This window comes from Leptospira sp. B5-022 (genome assembly GCF_000347035.1).
GTDB lineage: Bacteria > Spirochaetota > Leptospiria > Leptospirales > Leptospiraceae > Leptospira_B > Leptospira_B cinconiae.
This window is the reverse complement of record NZ_ANIJ01000006.1, coordinates 288,998-313,149: the sequence shown is the minus strand read 5'-3', so window position 1 is coordinate 313,149 and position 24,152 is coordinate 288,998. Positions and strand designations below refer to the sequence as shown.

The 24,152-nt window shown below is 42.0% G+C and carries 27 protein-coding genes; 14 read left to right on the top strand and 13 right to left on the bottom strand.

Features of this window, described 5'->3' with window-relative positions; translation table 11 throughout:
* The first annotated feature begins 15 nt into the window (after positions 1-15).
* Positions 16-474, top strand: coding sequence for a DUF4505 family protein (locus tag LEP1GSC192_RS02085; protein ID WP_020768375.1), 459 nt, complete (start codon positions 16-18; stop codon positions 472-474).
* Between the two features lie 5 nt (positions 475-479).
* Here LEP1GSC192_RS02085 and guaA read toward each other — a convergent pair whose 3' ends face one another.
* Positions 480-2,291, bottom strand: coding sequence for a glutamine-hydrolyzing GMP synthase (gene guaA, locus LEP1GSC192_RS02080; RefSeq protein ID WP_020768295.1), 1,812 nt, complete (start codon positions 2,289-2,291; stop codon positions 480-482).
* A gap of 90 nt (positions 2,292-2,381) precedes the next feature.
* Here guaA and queF point away from each other — a divergent pair, with 90 nt between their 5' ends.
* Both queF and LEP1GSC192_RS02070 read left to right on the top strand, forming a co-directional pair.
* Positions 2,382-2,795 (top strand): preQ(1) synthase, encoded by a 414-nt coding sequence (queF, locus tag LEP1GSC192_RS02075; protein WP_020768230.1) that lies wholly within the window; start codon positions 2,382-2,384, stop codon positions 2,793-2,795.
* Positions 2,795-3,058: a SemiSWEET transporter gene (locus LEP1GSC192_RS02070; RefSeq protein ID WP_036088819.1), complete on the top strand. Its 264-nt coding sequence runs from the start codon at positions 2,795-2,797 to the stop codon at positions 3,056-3,058. Before queF ends, LEP1GSC192_RS02070 begins: the two co-directional genes overlap by 1 nt.
* 55 nt (positions 3,059-3,113) lie before the next feature.
* Here the strand turns inward: LEP1GSC192_RS02070 and LEP1GSC192_RS02065 are convergent, their stop codons facing one another.
* Positions 3,114-4,043, bottom strand: a complete 930-nt coding sequence (locus tag LEP1GSC192_RS02065) for a FecR domain-containing protein (protein ID WP_020768203.1) — start codon at positions 4,041-4,043, stop codon at positions 3,114-3,116.
* Between the two features lie 254 nt (positions 4,044-4,297).
* Here LEP1GSC192_RS02065 and LEP1GSC192_RS02060 point away from each other — a divergent pair, with 254 nt between their 5' ends.
* Entirely contained in the window at positions 4,298-4,516 is a 219-nt protein-coding gene (locus LEP1GSC192_RS02060; protein ID WP_008589921.1) for a ferredoxin, read from the top strand.
* Positions 4,517-4,630: 114 nt separating this feature from the next.
* On the opposite strand, the gene fliM is transcribed toward LEP1GSC192_RS02060, so the two are convergent.
* From fliM to LEP1GSC192_RS02030, 6 genes are all read right to left on the bottom strand, one after another.
* Positions 4,631-5,656, bottom strand: coding sequence for a flagellar motor switch protein FliM (gene fliM / locus LEP1GSC192_RS02055; protein ID WP_020768525.1), 1,026 nt, complete (start codon positions 5,654-5,656; stop codon positions 4,631-4,633).
* Entirely contained in the window at positions 5,653-6,636 is a 984-nt protein-coding gene (locus LEP1GSC192_RS02050; RefSeq protein WP_020768041.1) for a hypothetical protein, read from the bottom strand. The genes fliM and LEP1GSC192_RS02050 overlap by 4 nt, the downstream gene beginning before the upstream one ends.
* A 141-nt stretch (positions 6,637-6,777) precedes the next feature.
* Entirely contained in the window at positions 6,778-7,386 is a 609-nt protein-coding gene (locus LEP1GSC192_RS02045; RefSeq protein WP_020768109.1) for a hypothetical protein, read from the bottom strand.
* Positions 7,386-8,288: a peptidylprolyl isomerase gene (locus LEP1GSC192_RS02040; protein ID WP_020768211.1), complete on the bottom strand. Its 903-nt coding sequence runs from the start codon at positions 8,286-8,288 to the stop codon at positions 7,386-7,388. Before LEP1GSC192_RS02040 ends, LEP1GSC192_RS02045 begins: the two co-directional genes overlap by 1 nt.
* Complete coding sequence (gene argH, locus LEP1GSC192_RS02035; protein ID WP_020768320.1) at positions 8,285-9,706, bottom strand: argininosuccinate lyase; 1,422 nt, start codon at positions 9,704-9,706, stop codon at positions 8,285-8,287. Before argH ends, LEP1GSC192_RS02040 begins: the two co-directional genes overlap by 4 nt.
* Before the next feature lie 18 nt (positions 9,707-9,724).
* Positions 9,725-10,162, bottom strand: a complete 438-nt coding sequence (locus LEP1GSC192_RS02030) for a heme-binding domain-containing protein (RefSeq protein WP_020768331.1) — start codon at positions 10,160-10,162, stop codon at positions 9,725-9,727.
* 71 nt (positions 10,163-10,233) lie between these two features.
* Between LEP1GSC192_RS02030 and LEP1GSC192_RS02025 the strand changes: the two genes are divergently transcribed.
* Genes LEP1GSC192_RS02025 through LEP1GSC192_RS02015 form a run of 3 tightly spaced genes read left to right on the top strand, consistent with a single transcriptional unit; the run spans position 10,234 to position 12,606 of the window.
* Positions 10,234-10,704 (top strand): NfeD family protein, encoded by a 471-nt coding sequence (locus LEP1GSC192_RS02025; protein ID WP_036088813.1) that lies wholly within the window; start codon positions 10,234-10,236, stop codon positions 10,702-10,704.
* A 31-nt stretch (positions 10,705-10,735) separates the two neighbouring features.
* On the top strand, positions 10,736-11,671 hold the full coding sequence (locus LEP1GSC192_RS02020; RefSeq protein WP_020768337.1) for a stomatin-like protein: 936 nt from the start codon (positions 10,736-10,738) through the stop codon (positions 11,669-11,671).
* Positions 11,672-11,679: 8 nt separating this feature from the next.
* Entirely contained in the window at positions 11,680-12,606 is a 927-nt protein-coding gene (locus LEP1GSC192_RS02015; RefSeq protein ID WP_020768510.1) for an SPFH domain-containing protein, read from the top strand.
* Positions 12,607-12,654: 48 nt separating this feature from the next.
* On the opposite strand, the gene fliN is transcribed toward LEP1GSC192_RS02015, so the two are convergent.
* A complete protein-coding gene (fliN, locus tag LEP1GSC192_RS02010) occupies positions 12,655-13,173 on the bottom strand; it encodes a flagellar motor switch protein FliN (protein WP_020768371.1) in 519 nt (172 codons plus the stop codon).
* 81 nt (positions 13,174-13,254) lie between these two features.
* On the opposite strand from fliN, the gene LEP1GSC192_RS02005 reads away from it, so the two are divergent.
* The 4 genes from LEP1GSC192_RS02005 to LEP1GSC192_RS01990 all read left to right on the top strand — a co-directional run bounded on the left by LEP1GSC192_RS02005 (position 13,255) and on the right by LEP1GSC192_RS01990 (position 16,779).
* Positions 13,255-14,550, top strand: coding sequence for an ATP-binding protein (locus LEP1GSC192_RS02005; RefSeq protein ID WP_020768173.1), 1,296 nt, complete (start codon positions 13,255-13,257; stop codon positions 14,548-14,550).
* 126 nt (positions 14,551-14,676) lie between these two features.
* A complete protein-coding gene (locus LEP1GSC192_RS02000; protein ID WP_020768201.1) occupies positions 14,677-15,501 on the top strand; it encodes a hypothetical protein in 825 nt (274 codons plus the stop codon).
* Entirely contained in the window at positions 15,502-16,017 is a 516-nt protein-coding gene (locus LEP1GSC192_RS01995) for a zinc-ribbon domain-containing protein (RefSeq protein ID WP_257588078.1), read from the top strand.
* Positions 16,018-16,023: 6 nt separating this feature from the next.
* Positions 16,024-16,779, top strand: a complete 756-nt coding sequence (locus tag LEP1GSC192_RS01990) for an RsmE family RNA methyltransferase (RefSeq protein ID WP_020768070.1) — start codon at positions 16,024-16,026, stop codon at positions 16,777-16,779.
* 181 nt (positions 16,780-16,960) lie between these two features.
* Here LEP1GSC192_RS01990 and LEP1GSC192_RS01985 read toward each other — a convergent pair whose 3' ends face one another.
* Positions 16,961-18,616, bottom strand: a complete 1,656-nt coding sequence (locus tag LEP1GSC192_RS01985; RefSeq protein ID WP_369749978.1) for a hypothetical protein — start codon at positions 18,614-18,616, stop codon at positions 16,961-16,963.
* A 356-nt stretch (positions 18,617-18,972) separates the two neighbouring features.
* On the opposite strand from LEP1GSC192_RS01985, the gene LEP1GSC192_RS01980 reads away from it, so the two are divergent.
* The 3 genes from LEP1GSC192_RS01980 (at position 18,973) to metW (ending at position 22,112) form a co-directional block, all read left to right on the top strand.
* The gene (locus LEP1GSC192_RS01980) at positions 18,973-20,277 is read left to right on the top strand and encodes an O-acetylhomoserine aminocarboxypropyltransferase/cysteine synthase family protein (protein WP_020768355.1); all 1,305 of its coding nucleotides are present in this window, start codon (positions 18,973-18,975) and stop codon (positions 20,275-20,277) included.
* 117 nt (positions 20,278-20,394) lie between these two features.
* Complete coding sequence (locus tag LEP1GSC192_RS01975) at positions 20,395-21,504, top strand: homoserine O-acetyltransferase (protein ID WP_020768258.1); 1,110 nt, start codon at positions 20,395-20,397, stop codon at positions 21,502-21,504.
* Positions 21,501-22,112 (top strand): methionine biosynthesis protein MetW, encoded by a 612-nt coding sequence (metW, locus tag LEP1GSC192_RS01970; RefSeq protein ID WP_020768310.1) that lies wholly within the window; start codon positions 21,501-21,503, stop codon positions 22,110-22,112. Before LEP1GSC192_RS01975 ends, metW begins: the two co-directional genes overlap by 4 nt.
* Positions 22,113-22,253: 141 nt before the next feature.
* On the opposite strand, the gene LEP1GSC192_RS01965 is transcribed toward metW, so the two are convergent.
* The 3 genes from LEP1GSC192_RS01965 to LEP1GSC192_RS01955 form a co-directional block, all read right to left on the bottom strand.
* The gene (locus LEP1GSC192_RS01965; protein WP_020768458.1) at positions 22,254-22,568 is read right to left on the bottom strand and encodes a type II toxin-antitoxin system RelE/ParE family toxin; all 315 of its coding nucleotides are present in this window, start codon (positions 22,566-22,568) and stop codon (positions 22,254-22,256) included.
* Positions 22,565-22,750 (bottom strand): hypothetical protein, encoded by a 186-nt coding sequence (locus LEP1GSC192_RS01960; RefSeq protein WP_020768257.1) that lies wholly within the window; start codon positions 22,748-22,750, stop codon positions 22,565-22,567. Before LEP1GSC192_RS01960 ends, LEP1GSC192_RS01965 begins: the two co-directional genes overlap by 4 nt.
* A 327-nt stretch (positions 22,751-23,077) precedes the next feature.
* Positions 23,078-24,133 (bottom strand): D-alanine--D-alanine ligase, encoded by a 1,056-nt coding sequence (locus tag LEP1GSC192_RS01955; protein ID WP_020768217.1) that lies wholly within the window; start codon positions 24,131-24,133, stop codon positions 23,078-23,080.
* Between the last annotated feature and the right edge of the window lie 19 nt (positions 24,134-24,152).

The following is a 24,152-nucleotide window of genomic DNA, read 5'->3' as shown; positions in this document are numbered from 1 at the left end:
AGTGGAGGAAAGACTTTGAGGATCTATTTCTATCGAATCGACTCGAATGCTAGACTTTTCCACGAGGATTCCGAACTTACGGACAAAAAGTTTTTAGACTTCTTTTTCACTCATCTAGAAAAAAACCGGACCGGCAAATACCCAGAATGCTCCTATATCTCTCCTTGCGGCAACGAAATGAATTTTGTGCAAACGGAACATTATCCGGTTCTGTTCAAACATAGAGTCGGAGATCGACTGTATTATGGAGGAGAAAAAGGGATCCAATTCCAGCCGGAAAATTTGAAATTCGATCCATTTGGAAATCTACTTCACCCTTTTCGGAGTGAGATCTGGGGAAGGCTCTCCACCGAAATCCTTTTAGATCCGGAACTGGAATGGAGAGAAAATTCTGAAAATTGGGATCTGATCTGGAACGGTAAAAAGTTCCTTATCCCAAAATTCGATCCGAACTTTAAAAGCGGGATCTCTTAGCCGAACTATTCCCACTCTATGGTGCCGGGAGGTTTGTTTGTCAGATCGAAAAACAAATATTCGATCCCCGGAATTTTCAGGACTTCGGAAACAAGTTCATCCAAAACATCTTTTTCCAGTCGGAAGAAACTCGCAGTCATTGCTTCCTGAGAATCCACCGGCCTAAGAACGATACTTCTTTTTCCTGTTTCGGAGCCCAAAGGAAGAAGTACCACAGGCATTTGCCAGATCTGATCGTAGATCTTTCTTTTTTGTAGTATCTTCTCCACTGCTGCGTCCGCTTCTCTCAAGATATCAGAATCTTTCTGGTCCAAGTCGATTGCCTGGAATTGGAAATTTGCTTTGGAGAAGTCTTCGGACTTTCCTAAAAATAGTACGACTCGATTTACGGAAGAAATTTGGTTAGTGATCGCTGTGGAAATTTTATCCAACTCGTCCCAGGTCTTGTCGCCTGAAATGGCAGCACAATGTGCGTAAGATCTTTGGTCTCCCTTCACTCCCACGGAGGCTACAGGAAGAAGTTTTGCGCTCAAAGAAGATTCCTTTCCGACTAGCTCATCCAATTGTTTTTGAACAGAAGTCTCGATCGGTTTTTCTTGGGCGATCATTCGGACCACAAGTCCCGGGCCTGGGAAAGGATGTCTTCCGGTCCATTCTTTCGGAAGTCCTAGGTAATTTCCAAGTTCTCTTACTTCGTCTTTGTATAGATCCTTGATCGGTTCTACGACCTTACCTTCTTCCATTAATTTCTGGATGGCTTCTACCCTGTTATGATGGGTCTTGATCGTATGAGAATGTTTTGTTCCGCCGCTTTCTATCGTATCCGGATAGATGGTTCCTTGTCCGAGCAACCATTCGTCCGCGTTCAGTCCTAAACTTTTCGCACAGTCTGCTTGCGCTTGTAAGAATAGATTTCCTACAATCTTACGTTTTTCTTCCGGATCTTTTTTTCCTTTTAGAGCGGAATAAAAAAGTTCGGAAGAATCGTGCACATGCAATTGGATTCCTTGCGGAGCAAGTTTTGCTTGGAGATCGGAAACCTCGTTTTTTCTCATAAATCCCGTATCGATCAGAACTCCCTTGACTCTGTCTTTTCCTAAAGCTCTGGAAAGAAGAAGGTACGAAACAGTGGAATCCACTCCTCCGGAGACGAGTAAGAAGATCTTTTTATCAGGAGGAACGATGGAATGTAATTCTTTCTCTTTTAGGTCTAAAAATTGTTTAAGATCCCAGGTGCCTTCCGCTCCCGAAATTTTTACGAAGTTTTCGAGAAGAACGGAACCTTTTTCCGTATGAGTCACTTCCGGGTGGAGTTGGATTCCGAACCATTTTTGGGTGGGATTTTCCACTACGGCATATTCGCAGTCTTGGCTGGATGCTGTGCGAGTAAAACCGGATGGCAAACGAGTCACCTCGTCCCCATGGCTCATCCACACTACTTCTCCTCCTGCAAAACCCTGGAGTAATTTCGTTTTGGAAGTATCGATAAAATCTAAAGCGGCTCTTCCATATTCTGCAATACCTGCTTTTTTCACTTCTCCACCCAGTAGTTTCATCATGAGTTGGTGGCCGTAACAAATCCCTAAAACTGGAATTCCAAGTTTTAGGACTTCGACAGGCAGAGAGGGAGAATCCGGTTCGTATACACTTTCCGGTCCTCCGGACAGAATAATACCTGAAAGTTTGGAATACGTTTCTAAGGGTTCGTCGTTACCTAAAATTTCGGAATAAGCCCCCAAACGACGAATTCTGGACGCGATCAAATGGGCGTACTGCCCTCCAAAATCCACGATCCCAATTACATTTTGGTGCTTCATTCCAAGGTATCCTTAACGTTTCCTTTATGTGAGATGTAAAAAGATTCCCAGAGACAAAGTCCGGAAAACTCTGGTTTTAAAGAGGGAATCATGAGCCATCAACAAGAGTCGATCGGAATTTCCGCTTATGAGGGAAGACAGGACCATATCCCCAGTCTGAAACTTCCCGAGATAGAATCTTTCGCCAATGTTTACGAAGGTAAGGATTACACAATCGATTTTACCATTCCGGAATTCACCGCGGTTTGTCCTAAAACCGGATTGCCGGATTTCGGAGTGATCGAGATCAGCTATATACCAAAGGCAAAATGTATAGAGCTGAAATCCTTGAAAGAGTATATTCTCGCCTATAGGAACCTGGGAATTTTCCATGAGAATGTGGTAAATCGGATCTTAGAAGATCTGGTCCAATCCGTGGATCCTAAATATATCAAGGTTAAAGGAGACTATAACCTGAGAGGTGGGATTAAGACAATCGTCACAAGAGAGTATACAAACAAATGATGGATCCGATCTCTTTACTTGGATTTATAGCTTGTACTCTGACTACTCTGGCATTTCTTCCGCAGTTAATCAAAGTGATCTTGGAAAAAAGGACTAGGGATATTTCCAGGAATATGTATCTGGTCCTTTCTGTGGGAGTGTTTTTTTGGCTTTGTTACGGTGTCTTAAAAAATGATTTTCCGATCATTCTGGCAAACTCATTCACCTTACTTTTCACCACTACCATACTCTGGTACAAACTTCGTTCCAAAGAAGAAGAATAAAAAAAGCCGCTTTCTTTCGAAAACGGCCCTTTGTGTTTTAGAATGGAAATCCAAATTATTTAGGAGCTGCCTGGTCTTTTAAAGACTTACGCTGGTTCTCCAATTCCTTTTTGGCATCGTCCATAGAAGATTTTACTTTTTCTTTCTCTTCTTTGCCTGCTTTTTGGATGGCTTCTTTTTCTTCTTTGCCGGCGCTCTTAGCTTCTTCTAAAAGTTTTCGATTTTCTTCTTTTGCGCCTTCGATGAGTTCTCTATTTCTTTGTTTTTGCTCTTCCAATCCTTGGAGGATACGAGCCTTATTTTCCTGGAAATCTTTCAGGATCTCTTGGATACGCGCTCTTTGTTCTTCCGTAATGGACTGAATGGTAGCGGAATCATCCTTTAACTCTTGGGCTTCATCCTCTGTTAAAGGTTGTTCTTTGAATGTATCTCCGTTAGAGCTAACATTTTCTCCTGCATCCGCCACTGCTTGGTTTTCCGGATTATCCGCGTCCGCAACTTCTACAGAACCGTCGGAGACTCTGGTACTTGAACCTTTGCCGGATTCTTCTACGATGAACTCGGTTCCTCGAACGGAAGCAACAACCGTAGGGGTGGAAACTGTGAACTTGGAAGTTTTACTAAGCTTTCCCGCAACCTTGGTGAAAATTTTCCCCTTAGTCAGTCCCATATCCGCGAAGGTTTCTCCGTTTGCAGAATCGATAAAAATTTTCTTTAGAGTAAGACTTGTGTTTTCTTTGATCCTAACTAGGACACCTTCCGTCAATTGAAGGTCCGCATAAGAATCCTTTCCTGTCTCTATCTTGTCTTCCGGCAAAAGGAAAGTATCTATGGATACGGGTTTTTCTTTCCCGGCATTATCGTAAATTTTTACTGTTCCCTTAGTGAATGTGATTACTCCACCTTGGAGATCTTCTTTGGCTTTCTTACAATCTACAAATACAATGCTGAGGGCCAGAAAGAAGGTTATGGCAATCCGTTTCATTTAGTTCTGATTCTCCCTTGGATTAGGTTTGGGAAGAATATCGACGAAAGAAATTTCCGTCCACATTTTTACACCGATCGATTGAATTATTCGGGAAGGAACTTGTCTAATTTATAGAATACCTTAAATCCTGCTGAGACTGGTAATCAATGGGGGAATCCGGATTGAAAAGGTATTGCGCCATAGCCCCAGTCTAGAAATTGTAGCCCTAGACCGCCAAATAGCCGAACTAAAAGTTCCAAAGGAGTGACAGAATGACCAAAATAGCCTATGTAGATAAGGACAACTGTACTTCTTGCAACCAGTGTGCAGACAATCTACCTAAGTACTTTCAGATGGACGATAACGATACTTCCGAAACTCATATCGGAGGAGAGAATGTAAACCAAGCTCCGATCCCGGAAGAGGATTGGAAAACTGTTCAGAAAGAGATGGATGAATGTCCCGGTGAATGTATTCACTGGAGAAAGTAATCGTTTTCCGATTTCTATATTCTATAAAAAGCAAAAGCGGGATGATTCCCGCTTTTTTTGTATTTTGTGAGAATCCTTAATCCTGATCAAAAAATCAGATTAACAAATATTCGATCAGTATTCTTGTTCCGACCTGGTAGAACCGAGTAATTCGTCCGGAATATCTTCTACCCTATCTCCGATTTGGATAGCGAGTCGATTTCCCACACGTCCGGGAAGACATTTGAACTTCTTACGTTCCCCTACTTTTACGAGCATATCGGATCTAGTTGTGGTGTTTTCCAATTTAACCACATCGCCCACAGTTAAGTTCATAAAATCTAGAATCGAAATATCTACCGAACCTACTTCTGCGATCACAGGGATTTGGACCTGATCCAAACGTTCTTGGATGATCGCTCGGTTTTCGTCCAATTCACCTTTACGGATGGAGGAATACCAATACTGAGCGGAAAGTTTGTTAATGATAGGTTCGATCGTGATGTACGGGATACAAAGGTTGGTTAAACCTTCTACCTCTCCGATTTTGGTCTCTAAATTGATCAAAACCACCATGTCGTTCGGAGGTACAACCTGTGCGAACTGAGGGTTTGTTTCGATGTTACCCAAACGAGGTCGAAGATCGATTACCGTGGACCAAGCCTCTCTCATGTTCCCGAGAATACGAACGATAATCCCTTCCATTACGCTCATCTCAATTTCGGAAAGTTCTCGGGAGATCTTTGCAGTCTCTCCCTTACCGCCGAAAAGACGGTCGATGATCGTAAATGAAATAGAAGGATCTATTTCTAAAATTGCGGAACCTCTGAGCGGGTCCATATTGATCACAGCAAGTGTGGTTGGATTCGGAATAGAACGAATGAATTCTTCGTAAGTCAACTGATCCACAGCAGCCACGTGAACGTGAACTAAGGCTCGTAACTGAGCGGAAAGTCCGGTAGTTGCCAAACGAGCGAATGTCTCGTGCATCATCTGCAGAGTGCGGATTTGGTCTTTTGAAAATTTGTCGGGACGTTTGAAGTCGTAAATTTTGACCTTTTTTTGTTCCCCTACGGATGAATACTCATCTTCGGCCACTTCTCCGCTGGAGATCGCGTTTAATAATGCGTCTATCTCGTCTTGGGATAATATCTCGGTCATTTTCTTACCTTTGCTAATAGATTAGCTACTTTCCAAAACATTCCGGTTTCTTCCGGCATTCTTCTCAAAGTAAATTCGTATTCGTATCGAACAGGAACCTTATTCACTCTTCTTTCCACGGCAACTCTAACTTTGGAAAGATTGGAATTCACCTTTTCCGTTCCCAGGATCTTATAGTATTGTAACATACCCGATCTGTTTTCCGTTAGATAATTTCTAAATTCTTCTAGAACGAAATCTTTTTCGGCTTCTTCCGATTGTTGCCAATCCCTGGCAAATCTGTCATAAGCTTGAATGTATTCCGGAAAATGGATCCATTTAAAATGGAGTTTCCAGTTTTTCTTCTTTTCAGCGCCTAAGAATAGATGGATCACTTCTTCCGGTTCTAGTCCGTCCGTTGCTGGATCTTGGTAAGGAACTCCCGGAACAACCCAATCTTTTTTACGTTCTTCTACGCTGAAATAGGGATGGCTTTCCGATCGTACAAAATGGTCCCCGTATTCGGTGATATTAGGATAGAAGTAAGCCGTTACGAAATATTTTTTTCCGGGCTCTAACTCGTATAAATGATCGATCCGGATCTCTTTGGAGAATGTTTCGTCCTTATGAAGAATGATCTCTTTCACCTCGTCTCCGACAAGATTTTCGACTTTGTTCCTTCTTCTTAAAACTGGATCTTGTTTTCTTTCTTCTTCCATTCTTGTGACGGTTCTTCCGTCTTCATCTCTTACGATTACTTGGAAGGAACGAAGATCTTTTCCATAAGGGAAAATTCGGAGGACCTCGTTTCCGGTATTTCGAACGGAAAGTACGGCAGAGATCGGTTCCTTTTCTCGGAATTGCATTTTAGGAAGTTTGATATCCACAATCCCTTGGGCTTGGATATAATTTTCGGAAACTTCTCCCCTTGCATTTCTGTTCGGATAGGATCCGAGGCCAAATGCACTCAGAAGAATCGGTATGATCAGAATTCGTTTCATTCTAAAATTTCAATCCCACTATTCTAGGCGTCGATATCTCGGGCCTAGAGAAGGAGCTTTCAGCTCTACATTTTAGATTTCGGCAAAAAAAGACAAAACCTACTAAAAAATACGAAGAAATTATGTAGTAAACGAGAGGCTTTAGCCTTCGGCATCTTCTATAATATAGTCCGCGATCCGGATCAGTCGCCCAAGCACAGGTTTGAGCTTACTATATTCCTGGTAGCATTCCTCATATCTTTCCAGAATTGGTCCGATTTGGGCCACGGATTTGGGAGATAAGTTCAAACTGGCGATATTGGATTCGGAGAGTTTTTCCGCTGATTCCAGACTATCGAAAAAGCGGGTCATCTCTTTTACGATGGATTCATCCGCTCTATCGTTCTTTTCAAAATTGGATTCGATTTTTAGGATATAGTCGGTAAGAGTTTGTTTGAGCCTAACCTCTTCCTCGTTTGCTTTTCGTTTTGCGGTTAAGTTGTTTACTTTGCTATAACGGGCCATTGCTTCTTCGTAAGAATGGCTGACAGATTGCCTGTTTTGCTGTATCAGACGAACTAGGGAAATTACGGAGCGGAAATCCCAAGCAGTGTCCTTTTTATTCCGGAGTTCGGGGAACATTTCTCCGCCTCGAGAATCATCCACCTGCAATCCGGAAAGTTTTTCTAATATTTTTCCCGTGGACCCGGCGCCCTGTATCTCTCGGGCCACCGAAAGAAAAAGTGGATTTTGGTCCAGGGAAGTACTCATTATTTTGTCCTCTTATCGTAGATGGACACTTTACGGATGGTAGTTTTACCGTTTCCGGAAGCGATAATTTTATCTACCACTTCGGAGCCTTGAACGATCTGTCCAAAAACCGTATGCAATCCGTCCAAATGAGGAGTGTCTACTTGGTTGATAAAAAATTGAGAACCGTTCGTATTCGGTCCTGCATTTGCCATTGCCAATGCGCCTTTGATTGCCTTCTTACTTTTAACTACATTATTATAACGATACCCTAACCTGTAGAGTATCTCCATGACGGAAAGATTTTTGGCCTTCTCCAAATTGCTTTCTAGCTCTTCTCTTCTCTCGTCCGCTTCTCTTTGGCTACGAATTCCAAGCTCTCCACCGATATATCTGTACAAATATCCTGTATAATATTGGGATTGTCCGATTTTCATCTGGTCTAAGCCCAGACTCGCTGCATTGATCTCATCTGCAAATCTGTACCCCGGAGTTCCGGAACCGTCACCATAAGGACATCCGCCTTGGATCATAAAACCTTCGATCACTCGATGGAAGGCCAATCCATCATAGAACGGTCTTTTTTGAGGTTGTCCATTTCGTAGTGTAAATTCCTTCTCTCCTTGGGCAAGATCGATGAAGTTTTGGACAGTTTTAGAAGCATCCTTATCGTAGAGTTCGAAAAGCATGTTTCCTTGTGTAGTTTCTATTAGAGCATAAATTGCAGGTTTTTCAGGTAGAGCTGTACGAGGTTTTTCTTCTTTTCTAACGACAACTTCGACCGGACTATACGCTTCCGGTACATATCTTTGCTCCGCATAAGGGTTTGCCTTACAGGCAAAAGAAAATAATAAAATCGTAAACCATGTTAGAGATCCGGTAATCCTTAACTTTGATCTCGATTTTATATTCCAATAATTCATTTCATATTCCTTTGGATTGATTTAATAGATTGTTTCGCGAGTTCCAATTGTTCCAACTGTCGAGTTTTGGAAGTTCCACCGTAACTCGATTTTTTGTCCGTGGAAAGTTCCAGACTCACCGCCTTGGAATATTCTTCTCCAACAAAATAAGGAGAAATTTCCTTTCTGACCTCTTCGGAGATCGTGAACAAATTCTCCTTTCTTTCCACACATTCGGAGACAAGTCTTCCTACAAGTTCATGCGCCGTTCTGAATGGGACTTTTTTTTCTCCTACCAGGAAGTCGGCCAAATCTGTCGCGGTGGCGAACCCTTCCTTCAAGGATCTTTCTCCCCTTTCGGGTCGGAATTGCATTTCGGAAACCATTGCCTCTAATCCTTCCAGACTCAAAAGAACTGTTTCCACAGCATCAAAAACGGCTAACTTGTCTTCTTGTAAATCACGATTGTAGGTAAGAGGCAATCCCTTTAAGAGCCCGATCAGATGATTTAAGTTACCCGCCACCCTTGCGGACTTTCCACGGATAAGCTCCGCAATATCCGGATTCTTTTTCTGGGGCATAATAGAAGATCCGGTAGTTAAAGAATCAGGCAGCTTTACAAGGCCGAATTCCTGAGAAGAATATAGAACGATATCCTCGCAAAAACGGGAAGCATGAGACATTGTTTGGACCGCAGCGAATAAGAACTGAAGCAGATGGTCCCGATTCGAAACACCATCCATACTGTTCGGAGAAACCGAATCCGCTTTTAATTCGGACGCTAAAAACTCTCTATCGTTTTGGTAATTCACCCCAGCCATTGCGCCGGAGCCAAGTACTAGAATGTTTGCAGTCTTACCCGCGAATTCAAAAAATTCTAAATCGCGGGTAAACATCCAAAAATATGCCAATAAAAAATGAGAGGCGCGGATCGGTTGAGCGACTTGAAGATGAGTATATCCCGGAATGATTGTGTCTATATTCTTGGAAGCTTGTTCGTAGAGTGCTTCTCTCAAAGAATCCAAACGAAATAAAATTTCTTGGATCCGGTTTCTAACATAGAGCCTTGTGTCTTGAGCGACCTGATCGTTTCTGGATCTTGCAGTATGTAATTTTTTCCCAACTTCTCCTTTCAATTCCGTAAGTCTGGATTCCACATGCATGTGAATATCTTCCAGCTCCGAACTGAATTTGAAATTTCCGGATTCTATTTCTTCTTCTACCTGATTTAATCCGTCTAGTATGTCTTTCAATTCTTGAGAGTTTAAGATACCCATTCTAGAAAGCATCTTGGCATGAGCCCTACTTCCTTCTAGATCTTCTTTGTACAATTTTTGGTCGAAGGAAATGGATTCTCCTATCCTTTCCATAATAGAAGAAGCTTTTTCTTTAAATCTTCCTCCCCAGAGTTTAGAGTTTTTGTCCTCAGGTGTTTTCATTAAAATGATTTTGATGCCTTATTGATTTTCCGCAAACGTTTGGAGCCAGTCTTTTAGGACCTCTATCTCTTCCTGATCCAGTTTCGAGTTAGAATGTAAGAAAATATAATCCTTAGGAGGCATACGGCCTTCTTCCACTTCTTCTAGAATTTCTTCCGCTAGATCCGCCTTTTTTTCCGGTTTTAGGGTCTCCCATTCGGAAAAATTCAATTCTTCCCTGCCTTCTTCTATATGATGAGAGATATATAAAGAAACCGGAAAAACCTTAGAATACCAAGGCCATTGCACCAAATCGGAATGGCAGTCATAGCAAGACTTTCGAAAAATCTTTTTGACGCGTTCTTCCGTTTTGATTTCATTAGCATTCTTTCCTAACGGAGGTTGGACGGGGATTAACTGAAGAGCAAGGAATAAGATCAATAGTCCGATTCCCAGACGAATCCAAAATTTTCTCATCACTCCCGCTAAGAATACGGACGGGAATGTTTTTGAAAATAGAATTTTTCTCCCTTCTTCTACCTAAAACCATGGACTTTTTACAAGACGGACATAACCTTTCTTATCTTTGGATTGCCTCCGGAGTGATTCTAATGGTGGCGGAACTTTTTGTTCCGGGAACCTTCGTATTCTTTTTAGGACTTTCTGCCTCGATCATAGGAAGTATTTCCTATTTTTATGAAATTGGATTTTGGACCCAAGCGATCCTTTGGGCTGCTCTTTCGGGAATTTTGATCTGGTTGGGAGGAAGTTTCCTAAGAAAATTCTTTCCTTCTTCGTCTGAAAAAGCCACTCTCATTCCTGAGGAAGGTCCCGGAAGAATTGTTCTAGTTTCCAAGGATATTCTTGTGGAAAGGAAAGGTGGAAGGGTCGTATTCCAAGGAACGGAATGGGATGCGATCAGTAAATCTAAACGGATCCAAGCAGGTAAAAGAGCGAGGATCTTAGAAAGAGAAAATCTGACCTTCGTTGTGGAGCCTATAGAGCTTCCGGAAATATAATCATAATTGAATAGGAGTTAGAAATTTACAAATGGACCCATTTCTATTTTTTACGCTAATCGTTATCGCAGCGATCTATCTGATTATGAAGACCTGTATCGTAGTTCCACAAACATATAGTTTCGTCGTGGAAAGACTGGGAGTGTTCCGAGGAGCGCTTGGTGCAGGTTTTCATTTTCTTATCCCGATCATGGACCAGATCCGATACAAGCAGCTCTTAAAAGAGATCGCGATCGATATTCCTCCCCAGACATGTATTACCAAGGACAACGTTTCCATTTTGGTGGATGGTATCCTGTATATCAGAGTCATGGATCCTTACAAAGCATCTTACGAGATCGAAAACTTCCGGAACGCGACCATTCAGTTGGCTCAAACCACTCTTCGGTCGGAGATAGGTAAACTGATATTGGATCATACATTCTCCGAAAGGGACGTTATCAATGCGAATGTGGTGAGAGCTTTAGACGAGGCAACGGATCCCTGGGGAATTAAAGTGACTCGGTACGAGATCAAAAACATTTCTCCTCCTAAAGAAATCCTTCATGAGATGGAAGAACAAGTAAAAGCGGAACGAGTCAAACGTGCAGAGATCACCATTTCAGAAGGTGAAAAACTTTCTCGTATCAACCGTTCCATGGGAGAAAGACAAGAAGCGATCAATCTTTCCGAAGGGGAAAAGATCAAAAAGGTAAACGAAGCCGAAGGTAAAGCAAAAGAGATCGAATTCATTGCAAAAGCCAAAGCAAAAGGGATCCAAATGATCGCAGAAGCCACCGGTAACGAAGGCGGACCGGAAGCGGTCAATCTTCAAATCACGGAAGACTATCTGTCAGGCCTTGGACTCATTTTAGAAAAAGCAAAAACCACGGTTCTTCCTACGGAAATGGCAAACATTGTCGGTTTTTTCGAAGGGATTTCCAAGGTAACCAATAAATTTCCAGGACTGGACGGAGAGAAGGAGTAATATTCAATATGTTTGTTTCATTATTTTTATGGATATTTTGGCTCGGGTTTTTACTCTACTTTGCCTATAAACTATATCGTTCCTTGAGAATTGTGTCGGCTCAGGAATGTATCATCGTAGAAAGGCTCGGAAAGTATAGCAGGACACTCCACGCCGGATTTCATATTCTCATCCCGTTTATAGATTATGATGCATACTATCATACCCTAAAAGAGCAGGCTATCGACGTTCCTCCCCAAACCTGCATTACGAAAGACAATGTTAAAGTGGAAATGGACGGGATCCTTTATTTGAGAGTTCTTGATCCTCAGAAGGCGAGTTACGGGATAGAAGATTACAGATTCGCAGTCACTCAGCTTGTACAAACTACAATGAGAGCGATCATAGGAACCATGGACCTGGACACTACATTCGAAACAAGAGAAGTCATTAATAGCAAGATCCTTGAAGTGCTGGACCAAGCGGCAGAACCTTGGGGTGTCCGAGTGAATCGTTACGAAATAGTAAATATCGCTCCTCCTAAATCCATTATCGAAGCAATGGAAAGAGAGAAAAAAGCGCAGATCACAAAGAAGGCGCAGATCTCTCTTTCCGAAGGAGATAGAGATTCCAGGATCAATCGGTCCTTGGGTGTTAAAGAAGAAGCGATCAATAAATCCGAGGGAGAAAAGCAGAAAAGGATCAATGAGGCGGAAGGCCTAGCAGTGGAAATTGAATCTATTGCAACTGCAACCGCAAAAGGGATCCAACTACTTGCCTCTTCCATCAAAACAAAAGGTGGAAAAGAAGCGGTAAAACTCAGGATCGCTCAGAGATTTATCAAAGAGGTAGAAAAAATCGGGCAGGATGGAACGGAGCTTGTTCTTCCGTTAAACCTATCTAATTTTAAATCCGTAATGAAGTCAGTACTCGGAAGCGAGGACAAAAAGGCGTAAACGTTCTGATCGTATCCGGAAATCTCTTTCCGGATACGTAGATCCTGTTTAGATCATTCTTCTGGAAGGATCTACTATCTCGGTAATTCGAATTCCGTAATAATCGTCCAATAGAACCAGTTTTCCCTTCCCAACCAGTTTACCGTTTGCCAAAATATCCAAATCCTCTCCGACGGCATTGTCTAATTCCACAACAGCGCCCTCGTTCAAACCGAGAACATCTTTAATGTACATATTGGTCCTACCTAATTCCACAGTAAGAGCCACGTTAACATCTAGTAATAGATTTAAGTTTGCAGTATTGGAAGAAACGGAGCTAGAGCGAGGACTTGCCTTTGGCGGAGCAGGTGTGGAAGAAGGTCCCAAAGCGGCAGCAATATCCGCGAAGGAAGGGGTTCCTCCGGAAGCAGGAGAGGTAGAAGCACCAGCCCCACCACCGGCATCTCCTAAGAGGGAATCCAATTCTCCGCTTAGATTAAAATCAGCAGAGCCGCCGCCCCCCCCTCCCGGACTGGACCCGGTTAGTAATGCGTCTATATCGTCTTGTGAAAGGGAGCCTTCACCCATTAGGACTTGCCTCCAAAGGTTCTTTCTAAATTCTTCGACAGAACCGAAAGATTATACAAGAGAAATTCTAGGGAAGAAAGAATGAAATCTGAAGATTTGACCCCGCTATCCACCCGAAATTCCGGAAATATTCTGGATTTTACCCAGGCAAAAAACCTGCTTTATTCGGAACTAAAAGGTCTGGGTGTCAAGGATGTCGAACTTCCCGCATTTGTTCCCGACAAAAAGGATCTTCGGATCGAATTTCCCATCCCAGGTGCGGATAAAAGCCAGCTTCTGGATTGTATCCAAATCGTTCGGAATCATGTAGAAAATCTGCGAATCCATACTTTTGAACCTGGATACGTTTGCCTACAAGCATTGAATGAAAATTTATTCGAAACTAAAAACATTTTAGATAACGCCAAATTCCGATTTTATTCAGGAAGGAACCAAAGCAAAATTGAGATCACGAAAAAGGGAGATTTCCATCGAGAGGAAATTTTTTCCGCGATCGATCTATTCAAATATCTCAGACTTTCCAAACAAGAATCCGTTCAGAATCCCAAAGAACTATTATTACGACTAGGAATAGACGTATTCGATCCGATCGAGGCAAAGAAGAAAGGAGATTGGATGACGTTCGAGACCATTGCCGGTTATGAGGATGTCAAAAGGCAAATTTTAGAATCCATTATACTTCCGCTCAAATCTCCTGAAACCCTTGAGGAACTTTCCAAACTGACTCGAAAATTCCCCGGCAGGACAAAACCAAGGGCGATCCTTTTAGAAGGAGAACCAGGAGTAGGAAAAACTAGCATGGCAAAGGTGATCTCCTGTATGACCGAGATCCCTCTCATCTATGTCCCTGTGGAATCGATTTTAAGTAAATATTATGGGGAAAGCGCGCAGAACATGGCTTATGTCTTCGACGTGGCCTCCCTATTCCCTTCTTGTCTTTTGTTTTTAGATGAAATAGATTCCTTGGCCGGGTCCAGGGACGATGGTCTATTCGAGGCAACCCGAAATATTCTGTCCGTATTATTACGAAAACTGGATGGTTTCGAAGGGGGACAAAAATCAATTACCCTGGGTGCCACAAACAGAAAACAGGACCTGGATAAGGCATTGGTTTCCAGATTTGACAGATCGGTATTCTTCCCTCTTCCGAATGAAAAAGAAAGGGCTGCGATATTAGGAAATTATGCTAAACATTTACAGGAAAGCGAACGTTTAACAATTTCACAACGACTGGACTCTTATTCAGGGCGGGATTTACGGGATTTCTGCGATTTTGTAGAAAGGAGATGGGCGGCCAATCTGATCGAAAAAGGATTGAAACCGACTCCTCCCCCCTATGAACTGTATTTGGAAACGAGTTCAAAATCCGGAAAATAAACGTTTTCCGTGCGAAAATGTAAGTCTTGGATTTAATCGGGAGTCTATTTTACCGATACTAGAGACAGGGTATTCTCGACTTTTCGGGGAATCCAAACGCAGAAGAGACCAAGGAAATAGGGTACAATGAAACGCAAAATCGCATTTTGCCTGGCAATTTTTTCAATCGCAGGCATACTCAACGCTCAAGACAACCAAGCCCAAAAGAAGGAAGACGGCCAGGTCGGCGCGGCTATTCTCGAAACTGAAAAAGGTCTGGATCAGAGAGTTACCTCTCTAAATGAAAGACTGAAACGTCATACAGTACTCATGAAAATGAAAGTACGTATTCTTCCTTTCCGTACGGTTCTGTTTAAAGGAAAAGCAAACAACGACGAATGTGTGCCTGCTAATAGCAACGCGCAAGAAGATGCGGCAAACAACTGTATCCGAGTAGAAGTTTACGATTTCATTAAGGATGAGGAAAGAGGACAAGGTAAAGTCGTTCAAGGCGGACTTTCCAAGTATATGGAGATTTACTTCGAAGGACCGAATACCAACGATCCGGATCCAAGAATGGAACCTCCTCGTAAAATCGCTAAAATTATCAGCCGAGTTTATAAGAATAACTTCCTGATCGAAGATAAATCGGTTTCCGAGATCATTGACAGGGCCCCAAACGACCAGCCAGGACACAATGATAAGATTGAACTTTTCTACCAAAAGAACAATTATCCTGAGTGGAATCGTCCCGAAACTCCTAGCGAAAAAGGAGTCGGTAAATACGTTCTTGCAAACGTGGAAAATACCAAAACTCACCCGATCCGCAACTCTTTCAAAAAGACGTTCTACATTAAACACTTGGATGCATTCGACAGATTGTTTACCAAAATTTTCGATTACAACGACCAATTGGGTAATGAGAACTACAAAGAGAACGTAGACACGCTCAAGGAATCCCTGAAATACTAAGTGCGGTATATTCTTCCTTGTTCTTCCTGCGGCACCGAACTCAGGATTCCCATAGATTTGGGAAAACTGACAGTTCGGTGTCCTAGATGTTATCATTCTTTCGTCTTTGATCCGGAAGACCCGGCCAGTTTTAGAGGCGGAAGATACGATCTCCCAGGAGGAAACTCCGGTCTCAAAAATCCTCGTTCTGTACGGGGATTTTTTCGTTTTTTAGAAGATAAATTCGAATCGTTTAAAGCCAAGTTCCGAAAGAATCGAACGTACGGATGGCAAAACCCCGGAGAACCTTCACAATCCTTCGAAAATTACGGTGATCTTCACCGAACCGGATTCGGTCCCCTACTCGCAAAATATATTCTATTCATTCTGATCCTGATCGGTATCGCAAGAGCCTGTTTCTTTTCCTCCCAAAACTGGAATGACTCGGTTCCGCATTGGGATTCTCCGGAAACCCAGGAACCCTCCGGTCCAAATCCTCACGAAGAAGAAGACAAAGCTCCCCAAGTAGAAATTTAGGCTTTTATGAATTATCTTCTACTGGATCCTTCTCAGGAAACAGATCCTGGGAAATTCAAGATCTCAAACCAAGTTCGAGTCACTCATATTCTAAAAGTTTTACAAAAGAAGGAAGGTGATAAGATCAAAGCCGGCCTCCTAAATAGTAGTTTAGGGATTTTTAAAATTCTAAAAGTAAACGCAGCGGAACTTTTGGGAACTTACACTCCCATACTTAAACCTAAAAGAAGAAATCCCGGCATCCAACTGATCGTCTCCGTCCAAAGACCCCCGACGGTAGAAAAGATCTTAGAATTATCAGGAGTCTGGGGAGTTTCCGGTTTAGAATTCCGACTCGCTGCACTTTCCAGAACGGAATATCTTACCTCCCCTGTTTGGAAAGAGGAGAATATGAAAGCAAAACTGCTCCTGGGGATGGAACAAGGTGGGAATATTTTTTTTCCAAAGTTAACACTCGGTTTTGTTCCTCCGGGCAAAAAGGCAAGTTTTGAGAAGAAAGGTTCTATTTCCGAAATAGTACGTTCTTCTTCCCATAGGTTCTATTATCTGGATAAAAAAGGAAAAGCCATCCGAGAGTTTTTTCCCTTTCAGGAAAAAGAATATTCAATTTTAGTAGGACCGGAACCGGGTTGGACAAAAACAGAATTGGAAATATTCAAAAAATTAAATATTCCATCAATTAGACTTTCTTCTTCCATTTTGAGATCCGAACAGGCAGTGTCATTCTTCCTTTCTCAATGGGAAAGCTCCGTCCTTTCATAAGAACCGCTATCTCAAAATTTTTTTTTAAATAGCCTGTAATAAAGAGTCTTTACCTTCCTCTTCGCTTGCACGTCCTGTGCAAACCTCCGGGGCGCTTCACAATCCTGGCTTCGCTCTCAGGTAAAGACTCTTCATTACAATAAAATATTTTATAAAGATCATTAAGATAGAGCGGTTCTTTTTAGAAGGACAAAGAGTTAGAAAACAATATCTTTTGTTCGTCTTGTGCTACAAAACTATTCGAGGTGCTATCATACACCCATCTGCGGATATCTTGCACTCGGATGGAAATAAACCCTAAATTCAAAGCGGCTTCTATCGCTCCGACGGAATTATCATCCACCTTGAATGCATCTTTATTCTGATCGAAATTCTTACGCGTATAATATCCGGAGATCATAAATAAGGAACCGATCGGGAAATACAAACCAACAAAGATCCTGGAGTTATTCGGGCCCGAATAATTCTCATAGTTTGCTTCCAAGGAAATTCTATAAAAACTGAATACTACGGAAGTGAAATAACCTTTCAGCTTTGCGGCATCCGGATCCATAAGTTTGGCAGCTTCCAATTTGGTCAGAGGAAGTTGGGAGTTCACATTAGATTGGTATCTTTCCAACTCGTAAAAGCTATCGAAATACATAGGAATATAATTCGCATCCATATTCCTGTATTCCGGTTTGATCTTAGCGTAGATGTCTTTTCCGCCGAAACGGAAGATTGCTCCGGTGTGAGTTCCCTTGGAATTTAAAAGTTTGATGGTGTTCACATCATAGTAAGGAGTGATCTCCACATATTTGGTACTGATGAGTTTGTATTCTGCATCCATACCCTGGATGATCAATCTTTCCGATTGCTCTACTAACGGGTTATTATTTGAATCCAATCGTAAACGTCCCGTTGTATCGAATGAAAGCTGGGTAGGAGCCTTAGTGTCGAATGCGGTTGTGTATCCGATCGAGAATCTATTTGCAAAATTGTCCTGATTAAAGAATTCTTTTAATTTTTCCTTACGAGATTCCGGCTTTTTCTCGATCGGGATCATTTCTTCTCTCATCTGATGAGTCTTTTGGTCTTCAACCAATGCCCTATATTTCTCTCTATCTTCCGGGTCCACTCCGGCTTCTTCGTAGACCTTTTTTCTTCCGGCTTCGTCCGCTACGTTTCCTTGTCCAAGTTGTAACATTCCGAATAACTGAGATCTTCCGGTGAACAGATCGAATAATTTAAATGCAATTGCAAATGGACGAACATACCCTCTTGCGGCACCAATCTCGTGAGTATAAACGGAATTTGTAAATACCTGTACTCCTCCGTAATCGTTATTAAAATCCGCCATCAGACCTACATTGTAAATGTCTATCCTTTGGTTATTCACATAACGGTTCACTATGGTTCCGTGACCTATATATCCATCGAAAAGTTTTCCGGCATAAAAAGAGAAAGTTGTCTCCCCGGGTTTATAAAGTCCGTAAGTCCCGTACCAAATATTATTAATCAACCTAAGATAATCGCTTTTTTGGTCGTAATCTATCTTCCGAATGCTCCCCACCTTTAAGGTTGGATCTTTCGGATCCTGGTCGTAAGCAAGAAAGTTCATTGGAGCAGTAAGAGAGAGTCCGAATTCTCCCCCAAAATTCAAATTTAAGGTTGGAGCAAAATACAGATAATAGTCGTTATTAAACTTATTTACCCCTGCATCGAATGTGAATGGATCAGGAGGTTGCATAAACTGTCTTCCAGGTGGCATCCAGAGTTGGGCCTGAAGTTCTTCGCTAGGAAGAAGATAAAAAGAAAGAAGTAAAATCCCCGGAAGTATAAGAGATCTTTTACACAAATTCAAAAAGTTTAATTTCATATTTAAGCCGGAATTTCTCCGCGGATTGTATTTCAATTCATCCAAAAAATAGTACCACTAGTATCGTATCGTCTACGTGGAATCTAAATGACTATCCGATTCTATCAGAACCTTCCGTTGAAAAACCAATAAAACAGGAATATTTCTCGTATTTCAGAAAATATTTTCCAAAAAACCTGAATTTTCATTTCTTAAGGGATGAATTTTGGTAAAATATTTCGAGTTCCTCCGATTCTCGCATCTATTCGCTATAACGAATTTTCTATCCTATTTATTAAATTTTTGATAGACATTATAGGAAATATTTCCACTATTTGTACAAAGGAGTCCTAGAGATGGCAAGAAATTATAAACCAGAAACAATCGTTCTTCATGGAGGGCAAACTCCGGATCCTACTACCACATCCAGGGCAGTGCCTATCTATCAAACTACATCCTACGTTTTCAAGGACACGGACCATGCTGCGAGATTATTCGGTCTCCAGGAATTCGGTAATATTTATACAAGGATCGGTAACCCTACCACCGACGTTTTAGAACAAAGAGTTGCCGCATTAGAAGGCGGAGTGGCGGCACTCGCAACAGCGTCCGGGCAATCCGCAGAAACATTAGCTCTTTTGAATATAGTAGAAGCTGGACAGGAAATTGTAGCATCTTCTTCCCTTTATGGAGGGACTTATAACCTTCTTCATTATACTTTTCCGAAACTTGGGATCAAAGTCCATTTTGTGGACCAGTCCAATCCGGAAAATTTCAAAAAAGCGATCAATGACAAGACCAGAGCCGTCTTTGCCGAAACCTTAGGAAATCCTAAGTTGGATACTCTGGACATTGAAGCGGTTGCGAAAGTGGCTCACGATGCAGGGGTTCCACTGGTGATTGACAATACCCTCCCTTCTCCTTATCTAGTTCGCCCTATCGATTTTGGGGCGGACGTGGTCGTTCACTCTTTGACCAAGTTTTTGGGAGGTCACGGAACTTCTATCGGCGGGATCATTGTGGATTCAGGGAAATTCAATTGGGGGAACGGTAAGTTTAAGAACTTCACAGAGCCCGATCCAAGTTACCATGGCCTGAAATTCTGGGATGTTTTCGGCAAATTTGAACCTTTTGGAGGAGTAAATATTGCGTTCATTATAAAGGCCCGTGTCCAAGGTTTAAGAGATTTAGGACCTGCAATCTCTCCTTTTAATGCATTTAATATCCTCCAAGGTATTGAAACCCTTCCGCTGCGGTTGACCCAACATTCTCAGAATGCACAAAAGGTGGCGGAATATCTTTCTAAACATCCGAAAGTGTCTTGGGTGAACTACCCTGGTCTTTCAACTGACAAGAACTATACTCTGGCGAAAAAATACCATACTAGAGGATTGTTCGGAGCGATCATCGGTTTCGGCGTAAAAGGTGGAATTCCGGAAGCGAAGAAGTTGATAGACGGTCTGGAATTATTCTCCTTGCTCGCAAATGTAGGAGATGCAAAATCCCTAGCAATCCATCCGGCTTCTACAACACACCAACAGTTGAGTCCGGAAGAACAATTGGCAGCGGGTGTAACTCCTGAGTTTATCAGACTCTCGGTTGGTCTGGAGCATATAGACGATATTATTACGGACCTGGACGAAGCCCTGAAAAAGGTGTGACTTCCGACTCCGTCTAAAAAATCGTCTAAAAATCAGCCACTTTCTCTTTTTAGTTTCCTAAGCTTGCTTAGGATCGTCTGAAAAAGGAAAGTGGCTTAGTTATTTGGAACGTAAATCATGGGATCAAAACAATCCGTCGGCATAGTAGAACCTAAAACCGCAGTGTTGGGTGATCTACGTCTGGACAACGGATCAGTTCTTTCCCCTACCGTAGTTGCTTATGAAACTTACGGAACACTTTCTCCGAATAAAGATAATGCGATCCTGATCTGCCACGCTCTTTCAGGAGACGCTCATGCGGCAGGTTTTCATTCCGAGGGAGAAAAACGTCCCGGATGGTGGGATGAGTATATTGGTCCAGGCAAAGCATTTGATACAAATCAATATTTTGTAATATCTTCCAATGTGATCGGCGGATGTAAGGGTTCTTCCGGACCTATGAGTATCAATCCTATCAGCGGTAAACCTTACGGTTCCAGTTTTCCTTTCGTTTCCATCAAAGATATGGTGGCTGCCCAAAAACTTTTAGTGGAATCTTTCGGGATACAAAGATTACTCTGTGTGGCAGGCGGCTCGATGGGCGGAATGCAGGCTTTACAGTGGAGCATATCGTATCCGGATGTTCTAGAGAACTGTATTATTTTAGCTTCTGCTCCGGAACATTCAGCGATGCAAATCGCTTTTAATGAAGTCGGAAGACAAGCAATCCTTTCCGATCCGAATTGGAATAACGGATTGTATGATGAGAATGCGACTCCCAGAAAGGGTCTTGCTTTAGCGAGAATGATGGGCCATATCACTTACCTTTCCGACCATAAGATGAGAGAGAAATTCGGTAGGAACCCGCCAAGAGGAAACCTATTAAACTCGGACTTTGCAGTGGGAAGTTATCTCATCTATCAGGGAGAAAGTTTTGTAGATCGTTTTGACGCGAATTCTTATATCTATGTGACCAAAGCCCTAGATCATTTCAGTCTGGGGAAGGGCCAAGAACTTACTAAGGCATTAAGCCCGGCTCAATGTAGATTTTTAGTGGTCTCATATAGTTCGGATTGGCTTTACCCTCCATCTCAATCCAGAGAGATCGTTAAAAGTTTAGAAGCTTCCGATAAAAGAGTTTTTTATGTGGAACTAACCACGAACGAAGGTCATGATAGTTTTCTTCTTCCCAACCAAAGACAAGAGGATGTGATCCGAGGTTTTTTAAACATGCCGGTGAACGAATGATAGATTCCAAAATCTTAAGTAGCACTACTCTAAGAGAAAGACCGGACTTCGCTTATATTCTGGATACGATCTCACCAGGTTCCAGAGTTTTGGACCTTGGTTGCGGGAACGGGGACCTTCTGTATCTTTTAAAACAAAAAGGGATCCGAGGCCAAGGGATAGAGAAGGACGAAGATGCAATCGTAGAATGTATCCGCAAAGGTGTTTACGTTCACCATGGGGATATTGACGAGGGCTTAAGTCACCATGAAGACAAACGTTTTGATTATGTGATCTTAAACCAGACAATCCAAGAGACTAGACATCCGGGCGATATCATCAAGGAATGTTTGAGGATCGGTAAACGTGTTATTATTGTGTTCCCGAATTTCGGTTATTGGGAAGTTCGTTTTCGGATCCTTTTCCAAGGGAAAACTCCGGTCACGGATCTTCTTCCCTATCGTTGGTTCAATACTCCTAACTTACATTTTCTTTCCGTTCTGGATTTTCAGGAGTTCTGCGATATTCGAGGTTTTACCGTAGAGGATAGAGCATTCTTCACCGATCTAAAACAGGTAAAATTCAGTCCGAACTTTTTTGCGAAGCTGGCTTTGTTTCAGATTAGATAGTTTTTTTTTTCGCACAGAGCTCACTGAGAACACTGAGATTTTCCCACACAGAGTCACAAAGCCTCAGAGGTATGTTGGAGTTCCTACACCGCAATGAAAGTCGCAAGTTGGAATTCCAACAAATATAATTACTTCGTGAACTCAGTGGCCTCCGTGCGAACTTAACTCAAGTAACCTTCTAAACTCCCTGCTTTGGTGTAAAACGGCATAAACATCAATATAGTTTTCTGAAATCTCATAAAAGATCCGAAATGGAAATCGACGCGTCAATATCTGTCTAAAATCTTTATAAACAACCGGAGCAATTTCTGGAAAATACTTGATCCGTTCTAAGGAAGAATCGATTTCTAAAATAAGTTCGAAACCTAAATTTTCTTTTTTACTATTATAATAATTTACTGAATGAAGAATATCTTCTTGGGCGCTAGGCTTAATTCTGACTTCTAAACTTGTCACTTTTTAGAATTTAGTATCCGTTTTTTAAGCTCTGTCCAAGATGTTCCGGTTGAATTTTGTTCATTTGCAAATCTTTCGTCCAATAATTGCTTGTCGTCTTGAGAGACTTCAATAGCAGGATTTTTTAAAGCAATCTGGTCCCAAATACTGGAAAGAGCATCCAACTGCTCTTCGATTTGCATATTTTGAATCTCGCCTATGGTTATTTTAGGAAGAATATTCATTGTCTTAATTATTAATACACTGAAGTGAATCTAAAATCAAGTCAGAAATCTAAAAGATTTTTTCACGCAGAGAACACGGAGAATACTGAGATTTTCTCGCACAGAGCGCACGGAGAACACAGAGAGTTTTTTTCACGCAGAGACGCGAAGACGCAAAGGTTTTTTTTCAGGCAGAGAGTGGAAATGTAGGAGTTCCTACAAGACAATGAAAGTCGCATATTGGAATTCCAACAAATATAATTACTCCGTGAACTCAGTGGCCTCCGTGCGAACCTCTTATCTTTATTAACCTACTGGAATCTTCCCGGCTCTTTCCAAGGCCTGGTCGATCAAAGATTGATACAATGTCTGGATGGGTATTCCGGCAGCTTTTGCTTGTTGAGGAATTAGACTTGTTTCCGTCATTCCGGGTAACGTGTTTGTTTCCAGAACGAACGGTATTTCCCCAACGACGATAAAATCAGTTCTAGAATATCCTTCGCATCCAAGTGTTTTGTGAGCAAGGATGGACTCTTCCTGGATCTTAGAGATGACCTTTTCCGGTAAACGAGCCGGAGTGATTTCTTGAGAAAGTCCAGGTTTATATTTGGATTCAACGTCGAAAAATTCTCCCCCTGGAATGATCTCCGTAGGAGGAAGCGCCTCTAATATTTTTCTGGAACCTTCTTTCTTTTCCCAAACCCCGCAGGAAACTTCCGTTCCTTTTAAGAATTTCTGTAAGATCGCGTGCTCTTCCGCATCGAAAAATTCCGGTAATCTATGACGTAGATCTTCGGGTCCTTCTATCCTAAATGTATGAAAACTAGAGCCTCCTTCCACCGGTTTTAGAAAAAGCGGATATTCTAAACCGAAGTTTTCGACCAAAGTCGGATTTTCAGAATATTCTTTTTTTCTCAATTCCCAAAAGGGTGCAACGGACATTCCTGCAAGTTGGAATAATCGGTTTGCTCTAATCTTGTCCATTGCCAAAGCGGAGGCTTTTACATCGGAACCGGTGAATGGAATGCCGAGAACTTTTAAAAAACCTTGCATAGAACCGTCTTCTCCGCTGGTTCCATGTAATCCTAAAAAAACTACATCACAATCCAAAGAGCTGAACGCTCCGGCGTTAGTCGAATGAAGTTCTTCGAATTCTTTTAAATACTCTTCCGGATTTTTGGAATTTCCTTCCGGGAACTCAGGTCGATATTCTTTAGGGATCACCCATCTGCCGTCTCTGGAAATCAGAATGGGTTTGACCGAATGTCCCATGGAAGACAAAGTTTTACTTATGAAAGTGCCTGTGCGCAGGGAAATTTCGTGTTCTGTGGAAGTTCCGCCAAATAAAACTGCAATTTTCAATGATCTATCCCCTGTTGCT